Here is an 18111-nt window from a genome sequence, read left to right as displayed (position 1 = left end):
AAACTTAGTATTTATAAGAGTCAGATTTAAATGGACCTTCAACTGGAACGCGCAAATAGTCTGCTTGTACTTGAGTTAATTGAGTCAATACGCCGCCAAAACCAGCAACCATTGCCGCAGCAACTTCTTCATCTAATTTCTTAGGAAGCAGTTCTACACGAATCGCAGCTTTTTTCTGATCTTCAGCAAGATCAGCAAATTTTTCAGCGAACAAATGCATTTGACCCAATACTTGGTTGGCAAAAGAACCATCCATAATACGTGATGGGTGACCTGTTGCATTACCAAGATTGACCAAACGACCTTCTGAAAGAAGGATTAAGTAATCGTTCTCGTTTTCTGTACGATACACTTGGTGTACTTGAGGTTTAACTTCAACCCACTTGTAGCCACGTAAATAGTTAGTATCAATTTCAGTGTCAAAGTGACCGATGTTACACACCACAGCACCAGCTTTTAAAGTATCCAGCATTGCAGCGTCACATACGTGGTAGTTACCCGTCGTAGTTACGATCAAATCAGTATTTTGAAGAAGATCTGCATTTACGTCTTCTTTCTTACCCGTTTGAACGCCATTTTTGTATGGAGAAACAACTTCGTAGCCGTCCATACATGCTTGCATTGCACAGATTGGGTCGACTTCAGTTACACGTACAATCATGCCTTCTTGACGAAGTGATTGCGCAGAACCTTTACCTACATCACCGTAACCAATAACTAATGCACGACGACCAGACATGAGCATGTCAGTACCGCGTTTGATGGCATCATTTAGAGAGTGACGGCAACCGTATTTGTTGTCATTTTTAGATTTAGTTACTGAATCATTTACGTTGATTGCAGGAACTTTAAGTGAACCGTCTTTCCACATTTCTAGAAGACGTTGAACACCTGTCGTGGTTTCTTCAGTGATACCGTGGATTTTAGCAATGAGAGCAGGGTATTTGTCATGTACAACAGCAGTTAAATCACCGCCATCATCCAAAATCATGTTGGCATCCCAAGGTGTGCTATTTACATTAATTTGTTGTTCAAGACACCACATGTATTCTTCTTCAGTTTCGCCTTTCCAAGCAAATACAGGAACACCTGAAGCAGCAATGGCAGCAGCAGCATGGTCTTGAGTCGAGAAGATGTTACAAGAAGTCCAACGAACTTCTGCGCCTAATTCAACTAGGGTTTCAATTAGAACCGCAGTTTGAATGGTCATGTGGATACAGCCGAGGATTTTTGCGCCAGCAAGTGGTTTTGCAGCAGCATAGCGACGACGTAAACCCATTAATGCTGGCATTTCTGCTTCAGCAAGTTTGATTTCTTTACGGCCGTAATCAGCAAGAGTGATATCAGCAACTTTGTAATCTGTAAATGAAGCAGTAACCGCGTTCATCTGGATCTCCTAGATAAAAAATAGATTGGATCGTTATGTTCGCGGATGCCGTTGTTGATCAAAACCAGTATTGCACAGAAGTTTTGACCGAATCGTCGAGCCTAGCGATTTCACATTACTGTTTTTGAAAATCAGCCTGTGAAAAAGTCGCAGCACCCCTCGACGAGTCGCATATTGTACTTGGAAATTGTTGTAGTTCCAATGTCGTTTTGCTTATTATCAGCGCAATCATATTTTGGGATGGAACTTATGGCTTTAAATATTCCTGAATCGTTGTTAAATCTTGAATCAAACTGTGGAGTTTTTGCGTTATGGATGATCTTTCAACAGCATGGTATTGAAAAGAATATTGAAGAATTGATTCAAGCGTCCAAACATGATCGGGTCGATGGAACATTTACTATTGCATTGGCGTTTGCACTTAAAAAATTTGGTTTTAATGTGTCTTTTTACACAGACCCAGATCCAAATATTGATCCCGACGAAATTATTTTTTATGAAAATGCCCAAGTTCAGGGTGTTCACATTCATGCAGCTTTAAGTTATCAACAGATTCAACAGGCAGTTGAGAGTGGTAAATTAGTGATTGTTTACTATGACACTTTGGATGGTATAGGCAATCAGTCGCTAGTGTATTCTATTGATGAACATGAAATTTGTTTCTTTGATTCATTTGAAGCGATGCCAGCACAGGTGTTTGAGCAGCAAAGGAACGTCGATGGAATTTGTCAGCAAGTAATTGTGATTGATGATCAAAATTTTAATTTACATTCAAGCACGCTACATTAATCCGTTTTTTATGTGTTAACGACGATGATGTTTCATGATTTAATGACTTTTAATCAGGGTTTCATTTGATGACCGAAATTGAATTATTTACTTAGAGTATTTGTGCATTATTTTCATTGAAAAATAGCCCATCATTCAATGGGCTATTTTTTTATTCGGCATCTTTGGCTTTATTGTTCCAAAGCTCAGCTTTTGCTTCATCTACTGGCAGACCTAAACCATGTTCATAGATACAAGCCAAATCACGCATGGCTTGAACATCACCTAGTTCGGCTGCTTGTTGAACGAGTTCAATCGATTTAGCCACATCTTTCTTAACGACATCACCACGACGGTAAAAATTAGCCAATTCTAAAATCGCAGCAGGATGTTTAAACTTACTGGCTTGTTCTAGCCAACGGTAAGCATGTTCAAAATAGATTTTTGCCTCGTCAGGATCTTCTTCTAGCATGTCTTTTGCATAAAAAGCATAACCTTCACCTAACCAGTACATAGCTTCAACATGACCCAGTTGTGCAGCTTTAAGTGCCCATTCTTCAGCATGTTCGTTATCATCTTCATCTTCGCTTTGCATATAAAGCTCGGCAAGATCAAATTGTGCTTCGGCATTACCTGCAACAGCACGATTGAATAAGTCGGTTGGGATAGAGAGTTTAGACATAAAAAATCCAAAGAAAAAAATATTTGCTATAGCCTAAAATGTTTAGCGGAAAAAAGCCAATTGATCTGTTCATTATTGGGTTTAGTTTCTTAAGTTTTTAGTCAATGGCAATGCTGCTCTTCATCTTATAAACCTATATTGTATAAATATAAAAATATACTTCTAAGGTTCGCCTTTAATTCTCATTAATATTTATGCTTATTGCGCAATGAATTGCATCGTGAATATTTATAGGGAAGTCATAAAATCATGAAGATGAATGGTCAAATTTGCGTAACAGCAGCATTGTTGAGTATCAGTAGCTTAAGTTTTGCAGATTGGGTGAAAGATTCTGTACAAAAGGTTGAACAGCAAACCATTCAAATCCGCCAGCATATTCATGCTAATCCTGAATTGGGTAATATGGAGTTTAAGACTTCTGAGTTAGTGCAGCGAGAGCTTAAATCGTACGGTATTGAAGTTAAGACTGGTTTTGCAAAAACGGGTGTTATTGGAATTTTAAAAGGCTCGCAAGATGGGCCTGTAATGGCTTTACGGGCAGATATGGATGCTTTGCCAATGCCAGAAAAAACTGGCTTAGCTTTTGCGAGTCAAGTCAAAGCTATTTATCAAGGGAAAGAAACATCCGTCATGCATGCCTGTGGTCATGATGCACATACGGCCATGTTATTAAGTGCTGCCAAAATATTGGCGGCTAATAAAGATAAAATTAAAGGAACGGTCATCTTTGTGTTTCAACCTGCTGAAGAAGGTGGCGCAGATATAGATAACTTTACACAGGGGGATCAGATCGGTTCTCGTAAAATGATAAGTGATGGTGCTTTAAATCATCCTAAGCCTGAAGTCATGTTAGGGATGCACGTCATGGCTGGCATGCCAAGCGGAAATATTTTTTATAAAGATGGTGTTATTTTAAATAGTGCCGATTCAGTTCGGATCACTTTAAATGGTCAACAAGTACATGGTTCTACACCATGGTTAGGGCGTGACCCTATTGTTGCCGCTGCTGAAGTCATTAATAACCTACAAACCTTAATTAGTCGTCGGGTGGATTTGAGTAAAGGTATGGGAGCTGTGAGTATTGGGAATATTCACGGTGGTACAGCAGGCAATATTATTCCTGAGCAAGTCACCATGGTGGGAAGTATGCGTTCCAACCATGAGGGTATTCGTCAAAGTATGCTGAAACAGTTACCTGTGATGGTTGAACATGTTGCACTTGCAAATGATGTCACCGCGAAAGTGGAGTTATCCTCCTATGCACCTGTGACTGATAATGACAAAACTTTAACAGCACTGATGACACCTACATGGAAGTCGGTTGTTGGTGATTCAAAACTGCATCTTTTAGAACATAATGCCAGTCCGAGTGAGGATTTTGCTTATTATGGAAAGTTGATGCCATCGTTATTTATTTTTCTTGGCGCGACACCGCTTAATCAAGACTTAGCTAAAGCAGCCCCAAATCATAATCCACTTTTTATTGTTGATGATGCAACTTTAAAAACGGGTGTAGAGGCTCATGTACGTTTTATTTTGGATTATCCAGCAGTTGCTGAAAAAGTTCAGGCAGCTTGGAAAGCAAAAAACTAAAGCTAAGTGGGGTTTTCAATTGTTTTTTATGAACTGAATGAAAATAGCTTAAAAGAACTGATCCTTATTCTAGTATCAGTTCTTTTTATCTCATCATCTTTAAAAGCAAAGATGATGAGATCAATCATTCGGTTTGTTGATACTCATTAATCACTTCCAGTGCAGCACGGAAGGCTTCTTGAGTTGCAGGCGCACCACAGTAAGATAGGCTATGTAACAGAACTTCCTGAATCTCTTCGACAGTCGCCCCATTATTTAAAGCGCCGCGGACATGGCCTTTTAGTTCTGTTGGACTTTTTAGTGCAGTTAAAAAAGCAATAGTGATCAGTGAGCGATACTTGCGTGGTAATACGCCTTCACGTTGCCAAGTTGAACCCCAAGCATGTTCATTAATCCAGTCTTGTAACGGTTGGGTAAAGGGTACTGTATTGTCTTGCGCACGTTGAACAAAACTTTTGCCCATAACTTCTGTACGAACTTTTAAGCCATTTTTATAATCTTGTTGTGACATTGTGTTTTCTCTTTTTGAAGTATTCACAGCATAAAATATTCAATTTTTAAAACCATTGGCGATTGGTCGTAAAGTTTCAAAGCTAAAGAGAGAACTTTGATTAACTACATTATTCTTAAATTCAATAAAAAAGCCCTCAATCAATGAGAGCTTTTCTTGTGTTTAATGTTCTGAATAAAACTTATGCTTCAATGGTTTGTACGGTAATTTTTTTAGCAGGATCAGTTTTACGACGTACTGCTGGAACAGGCTCACCATAATATTGACGATCTGCAAAATAACTTGAACGTACCATTGGCGCTGCCCAAATATTTTTAAATCCTAACTTTTGACCGTGTGCGGTATAACGTTCAAATTCTTCAGGGGTAACAAAGCGGTCAAGCGGAGCATGTTGTTTAGATGGCTGTAAGTATTGACCAATCGTAATGTAATCTACATTATGTGCACGAAGATCATCTAATAAAGCTAGCACTTCTTCTTCGGTTTCACCGAGTCCTACCATCAAGCCGCATTTAGTTGGTACATCAGGGCAATATTCTTTAAACATTTTCAACAGATTTAAAGAATGTTGATAATCTGAACCTGGACGCATTGCTTTATACAAACGCGGTACAGTTTCAATATTGTGGTTAAACACATCAGGTGGGCATTCAGTCATGATGCGTAAAGCAACATCCATACGACCACGGAAGTCAGGCACTAGAATTTCTAATAATGTTTTTGGGCTTAAAGCGCGAGCTTCTTTAATACAATCGACAAAGTGTTGAGCGCCGCCATCTAAAAGATCATCACGGTCTACAGAGGTAATCACTGCGTATTTTAAACCAAGATTCGAAATGGTTTCAGCCATATGACGAGGTTCATCGGCATCGAGTGCATTTGGTCGGCCATGCGCCACGTCGCAAAATGGGCAACGGCGGGTACAAATATCACCCATAATCATAAAGGTTGCAGTACCACCACCGAAACATTCTGGGAGGTTTGGACAGGCTGCTTCTTCACAAACGGTATGGAGTTTTTGCGCACGTAATGTTGTTTTTATGCGTTGAACTTCATCAGGCGCAGCCATTTTTACCCGAATCCAATCTGGCTTTCGAGGCGTTTCAACCGTTGGGATAACTTTTACAGGAATACGGGCAACTTTTTCTGCACCACGTAGCTTAACACCCTGTTCAGGTTTACGGTTCTCTGACATATTCAACTTTTCCACTGTTTTTTGACGGGGGATATTTATTTATATTATAGCGGAATTGAAAAATGATAGGGTAAAAACACTATTCATTTCCTAAATGTGGTCATCACATAATATATGCTAGGTAAATACAGAAAAATGGTAAAGATTAGGTCATAATATAGATAAGATATATACAGAATTTGAGTATAAGGAGCTTTGAATGCCACGTAAAAAAGAAGTCGTTAGTGGGAATTTTTCAAAATACGATGCTGTCGTAATTGGTTCAGGACCTGCTGGTGAAGGCGCGGCAATGAAGCTTGCTAAATCTGGTAAGCGTGTTGCAATAGTTGATATTCGTGAACAACTGGGTGGAAATTGTACCCATGTTGGCACAATTCCAAGTAAAGCATTACGTCAAACAGTTTCTAGCATTATTCGATATCAACGTGATCCAATGTTTAAGAAAGTGGGGGATTGGAAGCAATTCACCATGAAACAAGTGTTACGTAATGCCCATAAAGTCATTCAACAACAAGTAGATACACATTCACGTTTTTATGACCGAAATAATATTGATGTATTTCATGGTCGTGCTTATATCCAAGATAAAAGTACAGTACTCATTTTTAGTGATGATGGTATTAAAGAAACACTCAGTTTTAAACAATTAGTGTTAGCTACGGGTAGTCGTCCATATCACCCACAAGGTTTAGACTTTAATCATCCACGTGTATTCGATTCAGATAAAATATTAGATCTAGATTTCCCAATTCATAAGATTATTATTTATGGTGCAGGGGTGATTGGTTGTGAATATGCATCAATTTTCATTGGGCTTGATCATAAAGTTGATTTGATTAATACCCAACATCAATTACTCAGTTATTTGGATGATGAAATTGCAGATGCCTTGTCATATCACTTACGTGAGCAGGGTGTGTTAATTCGTCATAATGAACAAATTGAGCGTTTGGAAACATTTGATGATCACGTGGTAATGCATTTACAAAGTGGCAAAAAAATTAAAGCAGATGCAATTTTGTGGTGTAACGGTCGTTCAGGTAATACTGATGGGTTAGGTTTGGAAAATGTTGGTATTACACCAAATAGCCGTGGTCAGCTTGCAGTCAATGATCAATATCAGACTGAAGTTGAAAATGTTTATGCTGCGGGTGATGTGATTGGTTGGCCATCTTTGGCATCTGCGGCATATGACCAAGGTCGTTGTGCGGGTTCAAATATGAGTGGCGAGAAAGATGTTAAACCTGTAAAAGATATTCCGACAGGAATTTATACTATTCCTGAAATATCATTCTTTGGTAAAACAGAAAGCCAGTTGACTGCTGAAAAAATTCCCTATGAAGTTGGACAAGCCTCTTTCCGTCATTTGGCGCGTGCGCAAATTACGGGTGATACCACTGGTGAACTTAAAATTTTGTTCCATCGTGATACTTTAGAATTACTGGGTGTGCATTGTTTTGGTAATAATGCTGCAGAGATTATTCATATTGGTCAGGCAGTAATGCAAAGTGGTAATAACACCATTAAGTATTTTGTTGAAACGACTTTTAACTATCCAACGATGGCGGAAGCATATCGTGTAGCAACATTAAATGGTATGAATCGTTTGTTCTAATATTTAACAATTTTATCAATTAAATCCGTAAGTGATGACTTGCGGATTTTTTATACCTGAATATTGCTATTTAAAAATAAGAAAAAGCCAGCTATTTACATAACTGGCTTTTAAGTCTGACTATTTCATTTTCAAAAATTAAAGCTTACAGAACTGAATGGGCTCAACTAAGGGCTGACCTTTGTATAGGACTTGGCCTTGCGAAGTATGTTGCAGTGTACCATTACAAATCCACTCTACCGCTTGAGGATAGATGATATGCTCCAATACATGAACTCGATTTGCCAAAGAAATAGCATCATCTTGCACACGAACTTTCATTACACCTTGCGTCAGTGCTTGGCCTGCATCTAATTCCGCCGTGACATAATGCACGGTACAGCCATGTATGACATCACCTGTATTGAGTACACGTTGGTGGGTATGCATACCTTTGTATTGCGGCAATAGAGAAGGGTGGATATTCACCATTTTCCCTTCCCAAGCTTTTACAAATTTGGCACTTAAAATGCGCATAAAGCCAGCCAGAACGACGAGGTCAACATCCCAATCGAGCAATTGCTGATGCATGACATCATCAAAAGCTTCACGATTTGGATATTGTTTATGTTCAATAATTGCAGTTGCAATACCCGCATTTTTTGCACGTTCTAAAGCATAAGCTCCTGGCTTATTGGAAATAACTCCAATAATTTGACCTGACAGATTGGCATCTATCAGGGCTTGTAAGTTACTTCCACTGCCTGAAACGAGGACAGCAATTTTGATCATGCGTCGCTCTTTATGCAAAAATTACGCGAATTTTTTCGTCAGCACCATCAACGGATTCCGCATTTTCTTGAATTTGGCCCATTGCCCAAGCTTTTTCACCAAGGCTTGTCAATAATTCAATAGTTTTGTCAGCATCAGCCGCATCAACTACGATAACCATACCAACACCACAGTTGAATGTGCGGTACATTTCAAACTGTTCAACACCACCTTCACGTTGAAGAAGTTTGAACAATTCTGGCCATTCCCAAGATGACTCATTCACTACTGCTTGAGCACCGTTTGGAAGTACACGAGGTAAGTTACCCGGTAAACCGCCACCCGTAATGTGTGCCATCGCGTGAACATCAACTTCTTTGCAAAGTTGAAGCAGTGATTTGACATAAATACGTGTCGGTTCCATTGCTACATCTGCAAGTGGGCGACCATCAACGATTTGGGTTAAATCAAGGTTTTTAACATCTATAATTTTACGAAGTAAAGAATAACCATTTGAGTGTGCACCGCTTGATGCAACACCAATCAATACGTCACCAGCTTTTACTTTGGTACCATCAATAATTTTGCTTTGCTCAACCACACCTACGCAGAAACCTGCAAGATCATAGTCTTCGCCTTCATACATACCTGGCATTTCAGCAGTTTCACCGCCAACCAATGCACAGCCTGCAAGCTCACAACCCGCACCAATACCTGTGACTACATTGGCAGCAACATCGACATTTAAGTGACCAGTTGCATAGTAGTCAAGGAAGAATAATGGTTCAGCACCACATACAAGAAGATCGTTTACGCACATTGCAACCAAATCTTGACCAATCGTGTCATGACGGTTCAAATTGAGTGCTAAACGTAATTTTGTACCAACACCATCTGTGCCAGATACGAGAACAGGTTCTTCATAACCTTTAGGGATTTTACAAAGAGCGCCGAAGCCGCCTAATCCGCCCATAACTTCAGGACGTGATGTGCGCTTAGCGACAGATTTGATTCGGTCGACGAGAGCGTCTCCCGCTTCAATGTCGACACCTGCATCTTTGTAGCTTAAACCAGTGTTTGGGGAAGTTGAGTTGCTCATAATGAAGTCTCCGCATTCGCGCGGCGATTATACCTGAATATACGAAACTCTTATGTTATTTATGTGCCAAAATGCTATCTTTACTGAAATATTTTTCTTTTTATAACGATTAAATATGAATAAGGCGTGATTACATGCACGATCAGACATTAAAACGAATTTTTATTCTTGCGGGTATTGCATTAATTTTATGGGTTTTGTACTTATTAAAGCCTGTAGTGATCCCTTTTGTTGCAGCTTTTTTAATTGCCTATTTATTTAGCCCACTGGTTGAGAAACTGCATCGTTTTTTACCAAGATGGCTTGCCATTGCGATCGTTTTTATTGTCATTTGTGTCGGCGTGACATGGGCGATGTGGTTTGTTGTTCCATTGGTATGGAAGCAACTTATCTATGCACGAGATAGTATTCCTGAAGGTATTCATTGGATTAATGCAACTTTTTTACCATGGGTTTCACATCAATTTAATGTTGCCCCGATGGAAATTGATACTGAACAAATTTCCAAAGTGGTCATGGATTATGTGCAGACCAATTATAGTGCGGATAGCATTCAGGCAATGGCCTTAAAAATTGCTCAATCTGGCTTAAGTTTTATTCAGATTGGCGGGACTATTGTTTTAATTCCAATTATTGCATTTTATTTTTTACTCGATTGGAATCGGATGTTGCAAAATTTAAAAGCCTTAATCCCACTGAAATACGAACACAGCACCTTAGAAATAGTTGGAGAATGTCACAGTGTCTTGGGGGCATTTGTCAAAGGCCAGTTTTTAGTCATGGTTTTGCTTGGCATTGTTTATGCTGTTGGTTTGCAATTGATTGGGCTAGAAGTTGGTTTAATCATTGGAATGGTGGCAGGTTTAGCCAGTATTATTCCTTATTTAGGTTTTGGTGTCGGGATTATTTCGGCAGTCATTGCAACATTCTTCCAGTTTGGACTAGATTGGACACATTTGGCTTTAGTTGCTGTGGTTTTTGGAATTGGTCAACTACTTGAAGGCTATGTTTTACAACCCTTTTTATTGGGCGATAAAATTGGTTTATCACCAGTCGCTGTTGTCTTTGCCGTACTTGCAGGCGCGCAACTAGGCGGATTTATGGGGATGTTAATTGCACTTCCAGTGGCGGCGATCATTGTCGTTTTATTAAAGCATGCCAAGGGATGGTATGAGCAAAGTCAATTTTATCAATCCAATACTTCAATCGTTGGGCTGCAAAATCATGGTGATACCACTACAGTTTCGATGGTCAATGATCATGTGAATCTTGATATTGAATTTAAAAACACGCAAGATACTGAAGAATCAGTCAAAACTGATAAAGATCCATTATAGGGCTGAAGAGTGAATTATGCGTCAATTGCAATTGAATATAGAACCACAGTTGGATGCCAGAATTAGCGATTTTTCTGGTCCAGGATGGGGGCCTGTAATTGATGCAGTAAGACAATTACATGCAGGACTCATGAACCGCTTCTATATTTATGGCGGAGCAGGAACTGGCAAAAGCCATTTATTGTCAGCCATTTGTGATTCATATTTAGATGTCGGTAAAACCGCTATTAAAGTATCTTTATTAGAGTTACTGGATGCACCGATTGAAGCGATTACCTCACTTGAAAGATATGATTTAGTGGCACTTGATGATATAGAGTCAATAAGTGGTGTGCCACATTGGCAAAAGGCAGTTTTTCATTTAATCAATAATAATAATGAAGGTGGTGGGCAATTGGTGTTTTCTTCAAGAGTTGCACCGATTGAATTAAAATTAGAATTACCAGATTTACAATCTCGCTTGACCCAAGCAGTAAGTGTGAAAGTTCCCAGTGGACATTCGTATGCCGATCGTCAGGCCTTGATTTGTTCTGTACTAGAACGTCGGGGTGTACATTTTGACTTGCAAATTACGGAATATTTGCTATTACATGGTCCATATCAAACGAGTACACTCTTGCAATCTATGGATCAACTTGAAAAATTACTGAAAGGTGAAAAAACCAGGTTATCAAATGCAACATTGAAACAAATATTTGCTTTGATAGATGAGTACCGACAGTAATTAAAATTCTTGTGAATTTTTTTAAGCTGTGACAAAGTACGCAAAAGGATTTAAAACCATACATTTATGTTGGTTCATTAAGAAATAATTAAAATAAATTAAGGAGACTGTAATGCTCAACCGGGGCATAGGCTTAGGATTATTGTGTTTTGCTGGACAGGTATATAGTGCCAATATTACTGTTACGACAACGGATGATGTTGTTAAGGCAGATAATCAGTGCTCATTACGTGAAGCTGTTGAATATGTCAATCAGGGTATGCCTGAAGCTGGCTATAATGGCTGTGGTGGTAAAGAGGCAACCAATACTATTATTTTAAATGGAAAATCTGAGTATAAACTCAATAAACAGATTGAAATTTATAAAACTGTTCAAATCAAATCAAGTTATGAGACTAATGTAACTGATAATAATGTTCTCGGTAAAAATAATGCCGTCATTAAAATGGTAGGTAAAGACCGTTTATTCTTATTAGACCACACGTTAGCACCACCGATTACGAATGATGATGGTACGGTTGTTGATAATAATGCTCTGATTTTAGTGCAATTTAATGAAGTATCCTTGGTTGGTTGCGGGCAAGGTGGTTGTGCTGATCAGGGTGGTTTAATTTATAATAAAGAAGGCTTAAGTATTCAATATGGTCAATTATTGAATGGTAGTGCTCGTCAAGGTGGTGCTATTTATAATTCGGGTTTATATGAAAAAAATAAAGCACTGAGTTCAGTATCTTTAACAAGAACGTTAATCAAAGCAAATAAAGCAAGTCAGGGTGGGATTGTTTATAGTGAAATACCTCAATTTGTGGTTTCTCAATCTGTAGTTCAGGATAATGAGGTAACTGATCCTGAGGCAGCTTTGTTTGATGTTCGTGATGGTTTTGATGAAGAAACCAGTAAAACCACTGGTGCTAAACTCACTCGAGGAATCTGGAACAGTACTATTTTTAATAATAAAGGGTATATCGTTAAAGTTTTTGATGGGATGTTAGTTAATAACGTGACCATGATTATGAATACGATGGGGTTGATTTTCAATGCACCATTTAATCAAGGGTATGTTGCAAACAGTATTCTTGCTAAGAATGGGACGGAAGACTGTAAAGTGATTGCCGGTGGTGATGCTACGCATATGAGTAATAACTTGTATTCGAGCGGCTGTACAGGAATTGGCTCGCAAGCCTTAGGCGCTGTAAAATTAATTGCAGGCAGTACAACAGAAGGAAAATGTGACATAACTTCGGATGGCATATTGTGTCCGTTTAAGGATTATGCTGATACTGCACTCGGTTATTTTAAACCTAGATTATTGTCGACGGATAAACAATTGTCTGACTCGCTGATTGTCAATCATGGACCGCAGTTGGGTAAAGATTTAATCAGTTGTGAAGGAAGTGATCAACGTGGTAAGGCTAGGCCTGCCAACTTAGAGCTTTGTGACATTGGTGCAATTGAATTAGTTGTTAATGTCTCTACAGGCTCGAATATTGGTTCAGACCTTTTCTATGGTGGCACAGGAAAAATGTCGATTGCTGATCAGTTACAAGATGGTGAGTTGATTGCCGCAGATCAGTGTCAAGCATTATTGGGTGATAATCCTACGGGTAAACCTTGGCAAGCGGGTTGTTTGAAAATTGTGCAAACCAATACTGTTTCCAAAGGAACAACCACGATTGATCAAGAAGGTAATGTGACCTATATTCCAAATGGAAATTGGCATGGTACGGATGAGTTCAAACTTTTAGTCATAACATCGACAACCCGTTTTAGTGATTCAAAAAACCCTTATTTAGAAATACCAACTCGCATTGTGCAGAGTCCAAAGAATAATTTTGAAAACAAGAAAGTTAAAACATCTGGTGGTAGTACTGGCTTAATCACTTTAATTTCACTGTTTGGATTAGTGGGTTTTCGTAGATTTAAAAATAAATAGGGTAATGTAATGAAACACTATAAAAAGGGATTGTTAACCCTCACAATTTTATCTGCAATGTCGTTGATGGCCGCAGATGATAAGACAATTTATGTTAATACCTTTGTTGATGAAGATGGTGAAAATGCCAGTAAGTGTTCCTTGCGCGAAGCTGTTACGGCAGCTTCGACGCATAAGGCATACGGTGGGTGTTCGGCGGGACAATCCAATGCTTCTGAAGTTAGTGTGATTCAATTGGAAGCAGGTGAATATAAGCTTAATAAAGAATTGCAACCTAATTCATCTATGATTATTCAAGGGAAAATACCGACTGATTACAGTCGAACTGATGTATTAACCAACACTTATCCTGCATTAATAACGGTGCAAACGAGTATCAGTGGGCAAGGAAAAGTTCGTATTATCAATACGACTAATTTAAATAAACCCTCAATTACCTTGAATCATTTGATTTTAAAAGATGGATTTAGTTCGACTTTAGGTGGGGCTTTATATGTGGGGGGGGCAACGACATTAAGTAACGTTTCGATACTAAATTCGAAAGCTCAAGTTGGTGGGGCAATTTATTTAAATGATATCAATAGTCACTTGACGATAAGCAAAGGAAACTATCAGTCAAATGATGCTGTGCAAGGCAGTGTTCTTGCAATGACCTGTAATGATAACTTAATTTATACTGCGCGAAATATAGCAATTACGGGTGCAAGCTTTTTAAAGAACGGCTCTTCGAACAGTGCAAGTGTTTTTGGCTTCTGTGGGCAACCTACGGTGAATTTTGCGACTAATACCATTGCTGATAATGATGCTAACCTTGATTTTGGTAGTATTATGCAGTTTAGCTCAAAGAATCCGCAAGGCACGGCACATTTGAGTGCTTCCTCAAGTTTGGTAATGTTAAGCAATACCATTGTCAAAAATAGAGCATGGGCAACGCTGTTATATGACTCTTTTGGTTCTAAAGTTTTAACGAATAATATACTTGCATACAATGGCGTTGGAAAATCTTGTCGTTATGCAGATGGGGATGTTACTGAAGTTAAAACTACCGATTTAAGGCTGAATAGTAATGCGTTGATTTTGGCAAGTGGCAATGATCAATGTGATTTGCCAGCTGAAACTGTGAAAGATATTAAAGAAAGTACAATTGATTTAAGTGGTGTCGATTTCACAACGGTATTAAGTACATTACAGGGACCTACAGAATATACAGCATTTATGTATATGTATTTCCCTAAAGATAACGCGACAAAGACGGACTTAGTTGATGTCGGGGCAACAGGTTGTAGTCTTCAAGATCAACGAGGAATAACACGAGTTTCTTCGACGAATTCAACTAATGAGAATGAAAGTCAAAATAGCTGTGACATCGGGGCGACAGAGGTTTTGCGCCTGACGGCTGGGAATATTGGTGCGCTGAATCAGTCTAAAGTCAAACTTTTAGAGCGTTATCAGACTGAATCCAGTAGATTCAAAGCCTTAATCGATAATCCACAAACGAATCCAGAGTTTTTATCCTATTATAAAGTTCAATTAGCTTTGTATGATACTTGGAAAACGATCATTAAGGATGAACCGCATTATAGAACTGTATTTATAGACCCATTTGTTGTCAATTTACCTGATGAAAATGTGTTACCTGATGGTGGGCGTGAAATTAAACATCTTAATGTTGATAATTATGGTGTTACAGTCAAAGTATTAGGTGTAGGTAAATTAAATAGTCAAAACCAGTTTGAAGGTAATGTGGATGATCACTTGAAATGTGAGTGGAATCCTGAGTTGAAACAAATTGTGATGTACCGTTTGGATGACCGTATTACACCTTCAGGTGATACTGAATTTTGTAGTTATACATTAACCATGAAATCGAATCCTGCTAAATCTTCAACTGCTTATATCATGGCTAATTTTGCTAATATTGAACCTATTGCAAAAGATGCGAGTTATACCATTCAACATGGTGGCAGCCAGAGTGTTGATGTTAATTTACTTGAATATGCCAATGATGATGGTGATGGTTCTACGACGACGTTAGTGAATAATCCGAATAAATCAAAATTTTATCTGAATGAAAAAGGTGAAGAGTTAGCAATACGTATTGGTAAATTACCAGATCCTGTTTCAATTACCGCAGATCGTACTGGACCATGCCCAGGAAGTGACTTAAAAAGCACGTGTTATGGCGGAAAATTGCATATCCAAATTAAGAATACATTAGATCCGTTTAACTATAAATTTACGTATTTTGTATATGATGCAAATGGCCTAGTTTCAAATGAGGCGACCGTGTATTTAAATAATTCGGAAATGAAATCTGATAGTGTACGTAAGAGTGGTGGTGGCTCAATGGGGTGGTTGAGTTTATTTGGTATTGTGGGGCTATTCGGCTATCGTAAATATCAAAGTCGTAAATGCGTATAAGTTTTAATAAAATAGAAAAAGTCAGCTAAATGCTGGCTTTTTTAATACTTTTAAATGATAAAAAATTCTTATCGCAGCACAGTAAACATAAATTATCGTTTTGAATTGCAATTTGCTACATTGGAGCTTATATAAACAATTACTATGAATTTGATTTACTTTGATTAAAAAGGCTATGCAGCAATTTAAAGCACTTATTCCACTTGAGCTCATCGAGATTAGTCGTGAAGAACTATTGGCGATTAAAAGAAATGACTTAGTTCCATTATTGGATGATCAGGTTCGAATGAATCTATACGCTGATCAGATTATTCAAGCGCAATCTGTTTTATTAAATGGTGTGGATCGTCAATTAACGCAAAAATTAAGTCAAGTGATTGCTGAATTGATTAAACAACTTAGCTATTCAAAAAATATTTTAAAACCTAAAAAACTTAATAGGTTACAGAAATGGTTGGGTTTAGATTTAGAGTTTGATACTGATAAAATTAAGTATTTAAAAGATTTAGATCGACTGATTGATGAAGCCAATATTCTCAGTCAAAAGCTGAAAATTGAAATTCAAAAATCTGAGTCACGATTTCAACAAGCAATGGGTTATCGGGAGCAAATGGCAAAGTATATTGTTGCGGCTCAAGAGTTTTTATATGAGTACCCTAATTTTGTGAGTAATCGTCATCCTTTGGATAATTTTGGAGAACGGTTATCAAAAAAAATTAATACCTTGCAAACATTGCAAGCCAATAATGATATTGCATTAGCGCAAATGCAACTGACACAGCAATTGTCATTGGGTTTAATGGATCGCTTTAAAGAAGCACAGCAAGTCCTGATTCCCGCATGGCATTACCATCTTAAACAAGGTAGTACAACTCAGTCGCAAAATTCATTGGCTGAATTAGATCAAAGTCGTGATAAATTAATTCAAACATTAAAGCAATCATTAGAGAAAAAATAAGGTGAACTATGAACGATTTAAATCAAAATTTACCCATTGAGTCAGCGACAGAATTACAATTACAACAGTTTGAACAAATGAATCTCAAAGAAATTGGGCTGGAAGCAGCTGATTTCACTGCGGTAATGAGTGCAGGTAAAGAGTTATCTGAAATGAGTCATAGTTCAGTGGCAGAATATGGCAAAAATATTGCGACCAAAACGTCTTCATATACAGATGAATTATTGAATTTGGTTAAAAATAAAGATTTAGATGTAACTGGGCAAAAGCTCAATGAAGTGGTACAGGTTGCACAGCAATTGAATACGTCAAGTATTCTGGCACAGCCTAAAAGTTCAGGCTTTATTGGTAGTATTTTAAATAAATTTAAAGGTGCAAAACAAAGTTTTGATCAACACTTTAATACCACAAAAGAACAAATTGATAGTTTGGTAAAGGAAATAGAAACTTCTCAGTCAGGACTAAAAGCCCGTGTAGCAATCTTGGATAAAATGTTTCATGGTGTGCAAGATGAATATAAACAGTTGGGTGTTTATATTGCGGCAGGAAGAATCAAGCAGCAAGAAGTGCAACAGGAGATAGCGACCTTATCCGCACGAGAGCAAGATCAACAAACCAATCAACGTATTTATGATTTAAATCATCTCGGCAATAATTTAGAAAAACGAGTGAGTGATTTACAAGTATTACAACAATCAGCTATGCAAACTTTACCGATGATTCGGATTATTCAATCTAATAATCTAATGTTGGTTGATAAGTTTTATGCCATCAAAAATATTACTTTGCCTGCATGGAAAAATCAGATTAGTTTGGCAATTTCATTACACGAACAAAAAAATAGTGTCCAGCTTGCCAATACTATTGATGATGCGACCAATGATTTATTAAAGCGGAATGCAGATTTGTTACATCAAAATTCGGTTGATACTGCGAAGGCCAATCAACGCTCGGTGATTGATATTGAAACACTTGAACATGTGCAAAATACCCTCATTAAAACTGTTAATGATGTGATTCAGATTCAAAAAGAGGGCATGCAAAAGCGTGAAGAAGCATCGCTACGAATTCGTGCGTTGCAATCGAACTTACAACAACTGGTTTTAGATTCGAGTTCCAATAACGCGAATCAATAAGC

Annotated in this window: 15 protein-coding genes; 9 read left to right on the top strand and 6 right to left on the bottom strand. The window is 38.0% G+C overall.

The annotated features are described in order from the left end of the window. Positions 1-4: 4 nt before the first annotated feature. A complete protein-coding gene (ahcY, locus tag B9T28_RS05135; protein WP_086202875.1) occupies positions 5-1387 on the bottom strand; it encodes an adenosylhomocysteinase in 1383 nt (460 codons plus the stop codon). Between the two features lie 249 nt (positions 1388-1636). Here ahcY and B9T28_RS05130 point away from each other — a divergent pair, with 249 nt between their 5' ends. Beyond that, positions 1637-2176: a cysteine peptidase family C39 domain-containing protein gene (locus B9T28_RS05130; RefSeq protein ID WP_086203044.1), complete on the top strand. Its 540-nt coding sequence runs from the start codon at positions 1637-1639 to the stop codon at positions 2174-2176. Between the two features lie 151 nt (positions 2177-2327). Here the strand turns inward: B9T28_RS05130 and B9T28_RS05125 are convergent, their stop codons facing one another. Then, entirely contained in the window at positions 2328-2837 is a 510-nt protein-coding gene (locus B9T28_RS05125; RefSeq protein ID WP_086202874.1) for a tetratricopeptide repeat protein, read from the bottom strand. A gap of 249 nt (positions 2838-3086) precedes the next feature. Here B9T28_RS05125 and B9T28_RS05120 point away from each other — a divergent pair, with 249 nt between their 5' ends. Next, positions 3087-4430 (top strand): amidohydrolase, encoded by a 1344-nt coding sequence (locus B9T28_RS05120; protein WP_086202873.1) that lies wholly within the window; start codon positions 3087-3089, stop codon positions 4428-4430. A 124-nt stretch (positions 4431-4554) separates the two neighbouring features. Here B9T28_RS05120 and B9T28_RS05115 read toward each other — a convergent pair whose 3' ends face one another. Both B9T28_RS05115 and lipA read right to left on the bottom strand, forming a co-directional pair. Further along, entirely contained in the window at positions 4555-4941 is a 387-nt protein-coding gene (locus tag B9T28_RS05115; protein WP_086202872.1) for a carboxymuconolactone decarboxylase family protein, read from the bottom strand. A gap of 181 nt (positions 4942-5122) precedes the next feature. Further along, on the bottom strand, positions 5123-6136 hold the full coding sequence (lipA, locus tag B9T28_RS05110; RefSeq protein ID WP_086202871.1) for a lipoyl synthase: 1014 nt from the start codon (positions 6134-6136) through the stop codon (positions 5123-5125). A 199-nt stretch (positions 6137-6335) separates the two neighbouring features. Between lipA and sthA the strand changes: the two genes are divergently transcribed. After that, on the top strand, positions 6336-7751 hold the full coding sequence (gene sthA, locus B9T28_RS05105) for a Si-specific NAD(P)(+) transhydrogenase (RefSeq protein WP_086202870.1): 1416 nt from the start codon (positions 6336-6338) through the stop codon (positions 7749-7751). Between the two features lie 138 nt (positions 7752-7889). Here the strand turns inward: sthA and purN are convergent, their stop codons facing one another. Beyond that, entirely contained in the window at positions 7890-8522 is a 633-nt protein-coding gene (gene purN, locus B9T28_RS05100) for a phosphoribosylglycinamide formyltransferase (protein WP_086202869.1), read from the bottom strand. Between the two features lie 10 nt (positions 8523-8532). Next, on the bottom strand, positions 8533-9600 hold the full coding sequence (purM, locus tag B9T28_RS05095) for a phosphoribosylformylglycinamidine cyclo-ligase (protein WP_086202868.1): 1068 nt from the start codon (positions 9598-9600) through the stop codon (positions 8533-8535). Between the two features lie 134 nt (positions 9601-9734). Here purM and cxpE point away from each other — a divergent pair, with 134 nt between their 5' ends. From cxpE to B9T28_RS05065, 6 genes are all read left to right on the top strand, one after another. After that, entirely contained in the window at positions 9735-10937 is a 1203-nt protein-coding gene (gene cxpE, locus B9T28_RS05090; protein WP_086202867.1) for a chloramphenicol efflux transporter CxpE, read from the top strand. A 16-nt stretch (positions 10938-10953) separates the two neighbouring features. Beyond that, a complete protein-coding gene (gene hda, locus B9T28_RS05085) occupies positions 10954-11661 on the top strand; it encodes a DnaA regulatory inactivator Hda (protein ID WP_086202866.1) in 708 nt (235 codons plus the stop codon). Positions 11662-11773: 112 nt separating this feature from the next. Further along, positions 11774-13594 carry a rhombotarget A gene (gene rbtA / locus B9T28_RS05080; protein ID WP_086202865.1) on the top strand — a complete coding sequence of 607 codons (1821 nt, stop codon included), beginning with the start codon at positions 11774-11776 and terminating at the stop codon, positions 13592-13594. 9 nt (positions 13595-13603) lie between these two features. Next, positions 13604-16015: a CSLREA domain-containing protein gene (locus B9T28_RS05075; protein ID WP_086202864.1), complete on the top strand. Its 2412-nt coding sequence runs from the start codon at positions 13604-13606 to the stop codon at positions 16013-16015. A gap of 175 nt (positions 16016-16190) precedes the next feature. Beyond that, positions 16191-16973, top strand: a complete 783-nt coding sequence (locus B9T28_RS05070) for a tellurium resistance protein (protein ID WP_086202863.1) — start codon at positions 16191-16193, stop codon at positions 16971-16973. 8 nt (positions 16974-16981) lie between these two features. Next, positions 16982-18109 (top strand): toxic anion resistance protein, encoded by a 1128-nt coding sequence (locus B9T28_RS05065; RefSeq protein ID WP_086202862.1) that lies wholly within the window; start codon positions 16982-16984, stop codon positions 18107-18109. The last annotated feature ends 2 nt before the right edge of the window (positions 18110-18111 follow it).

It is taken from the genome of Acinetobacter silvestris (genome assembly GCF_002135235.1).
Lineage (GTDB): Bacteria > Pseudomonadota > Gammaproteobacteria > Pseudomonadales > Moraxellaceae > Acinetobacter > Acinetobacter silvestris.
This window is presented reverse-complemented; position numbering and strand designations above follow the sequence as displayed.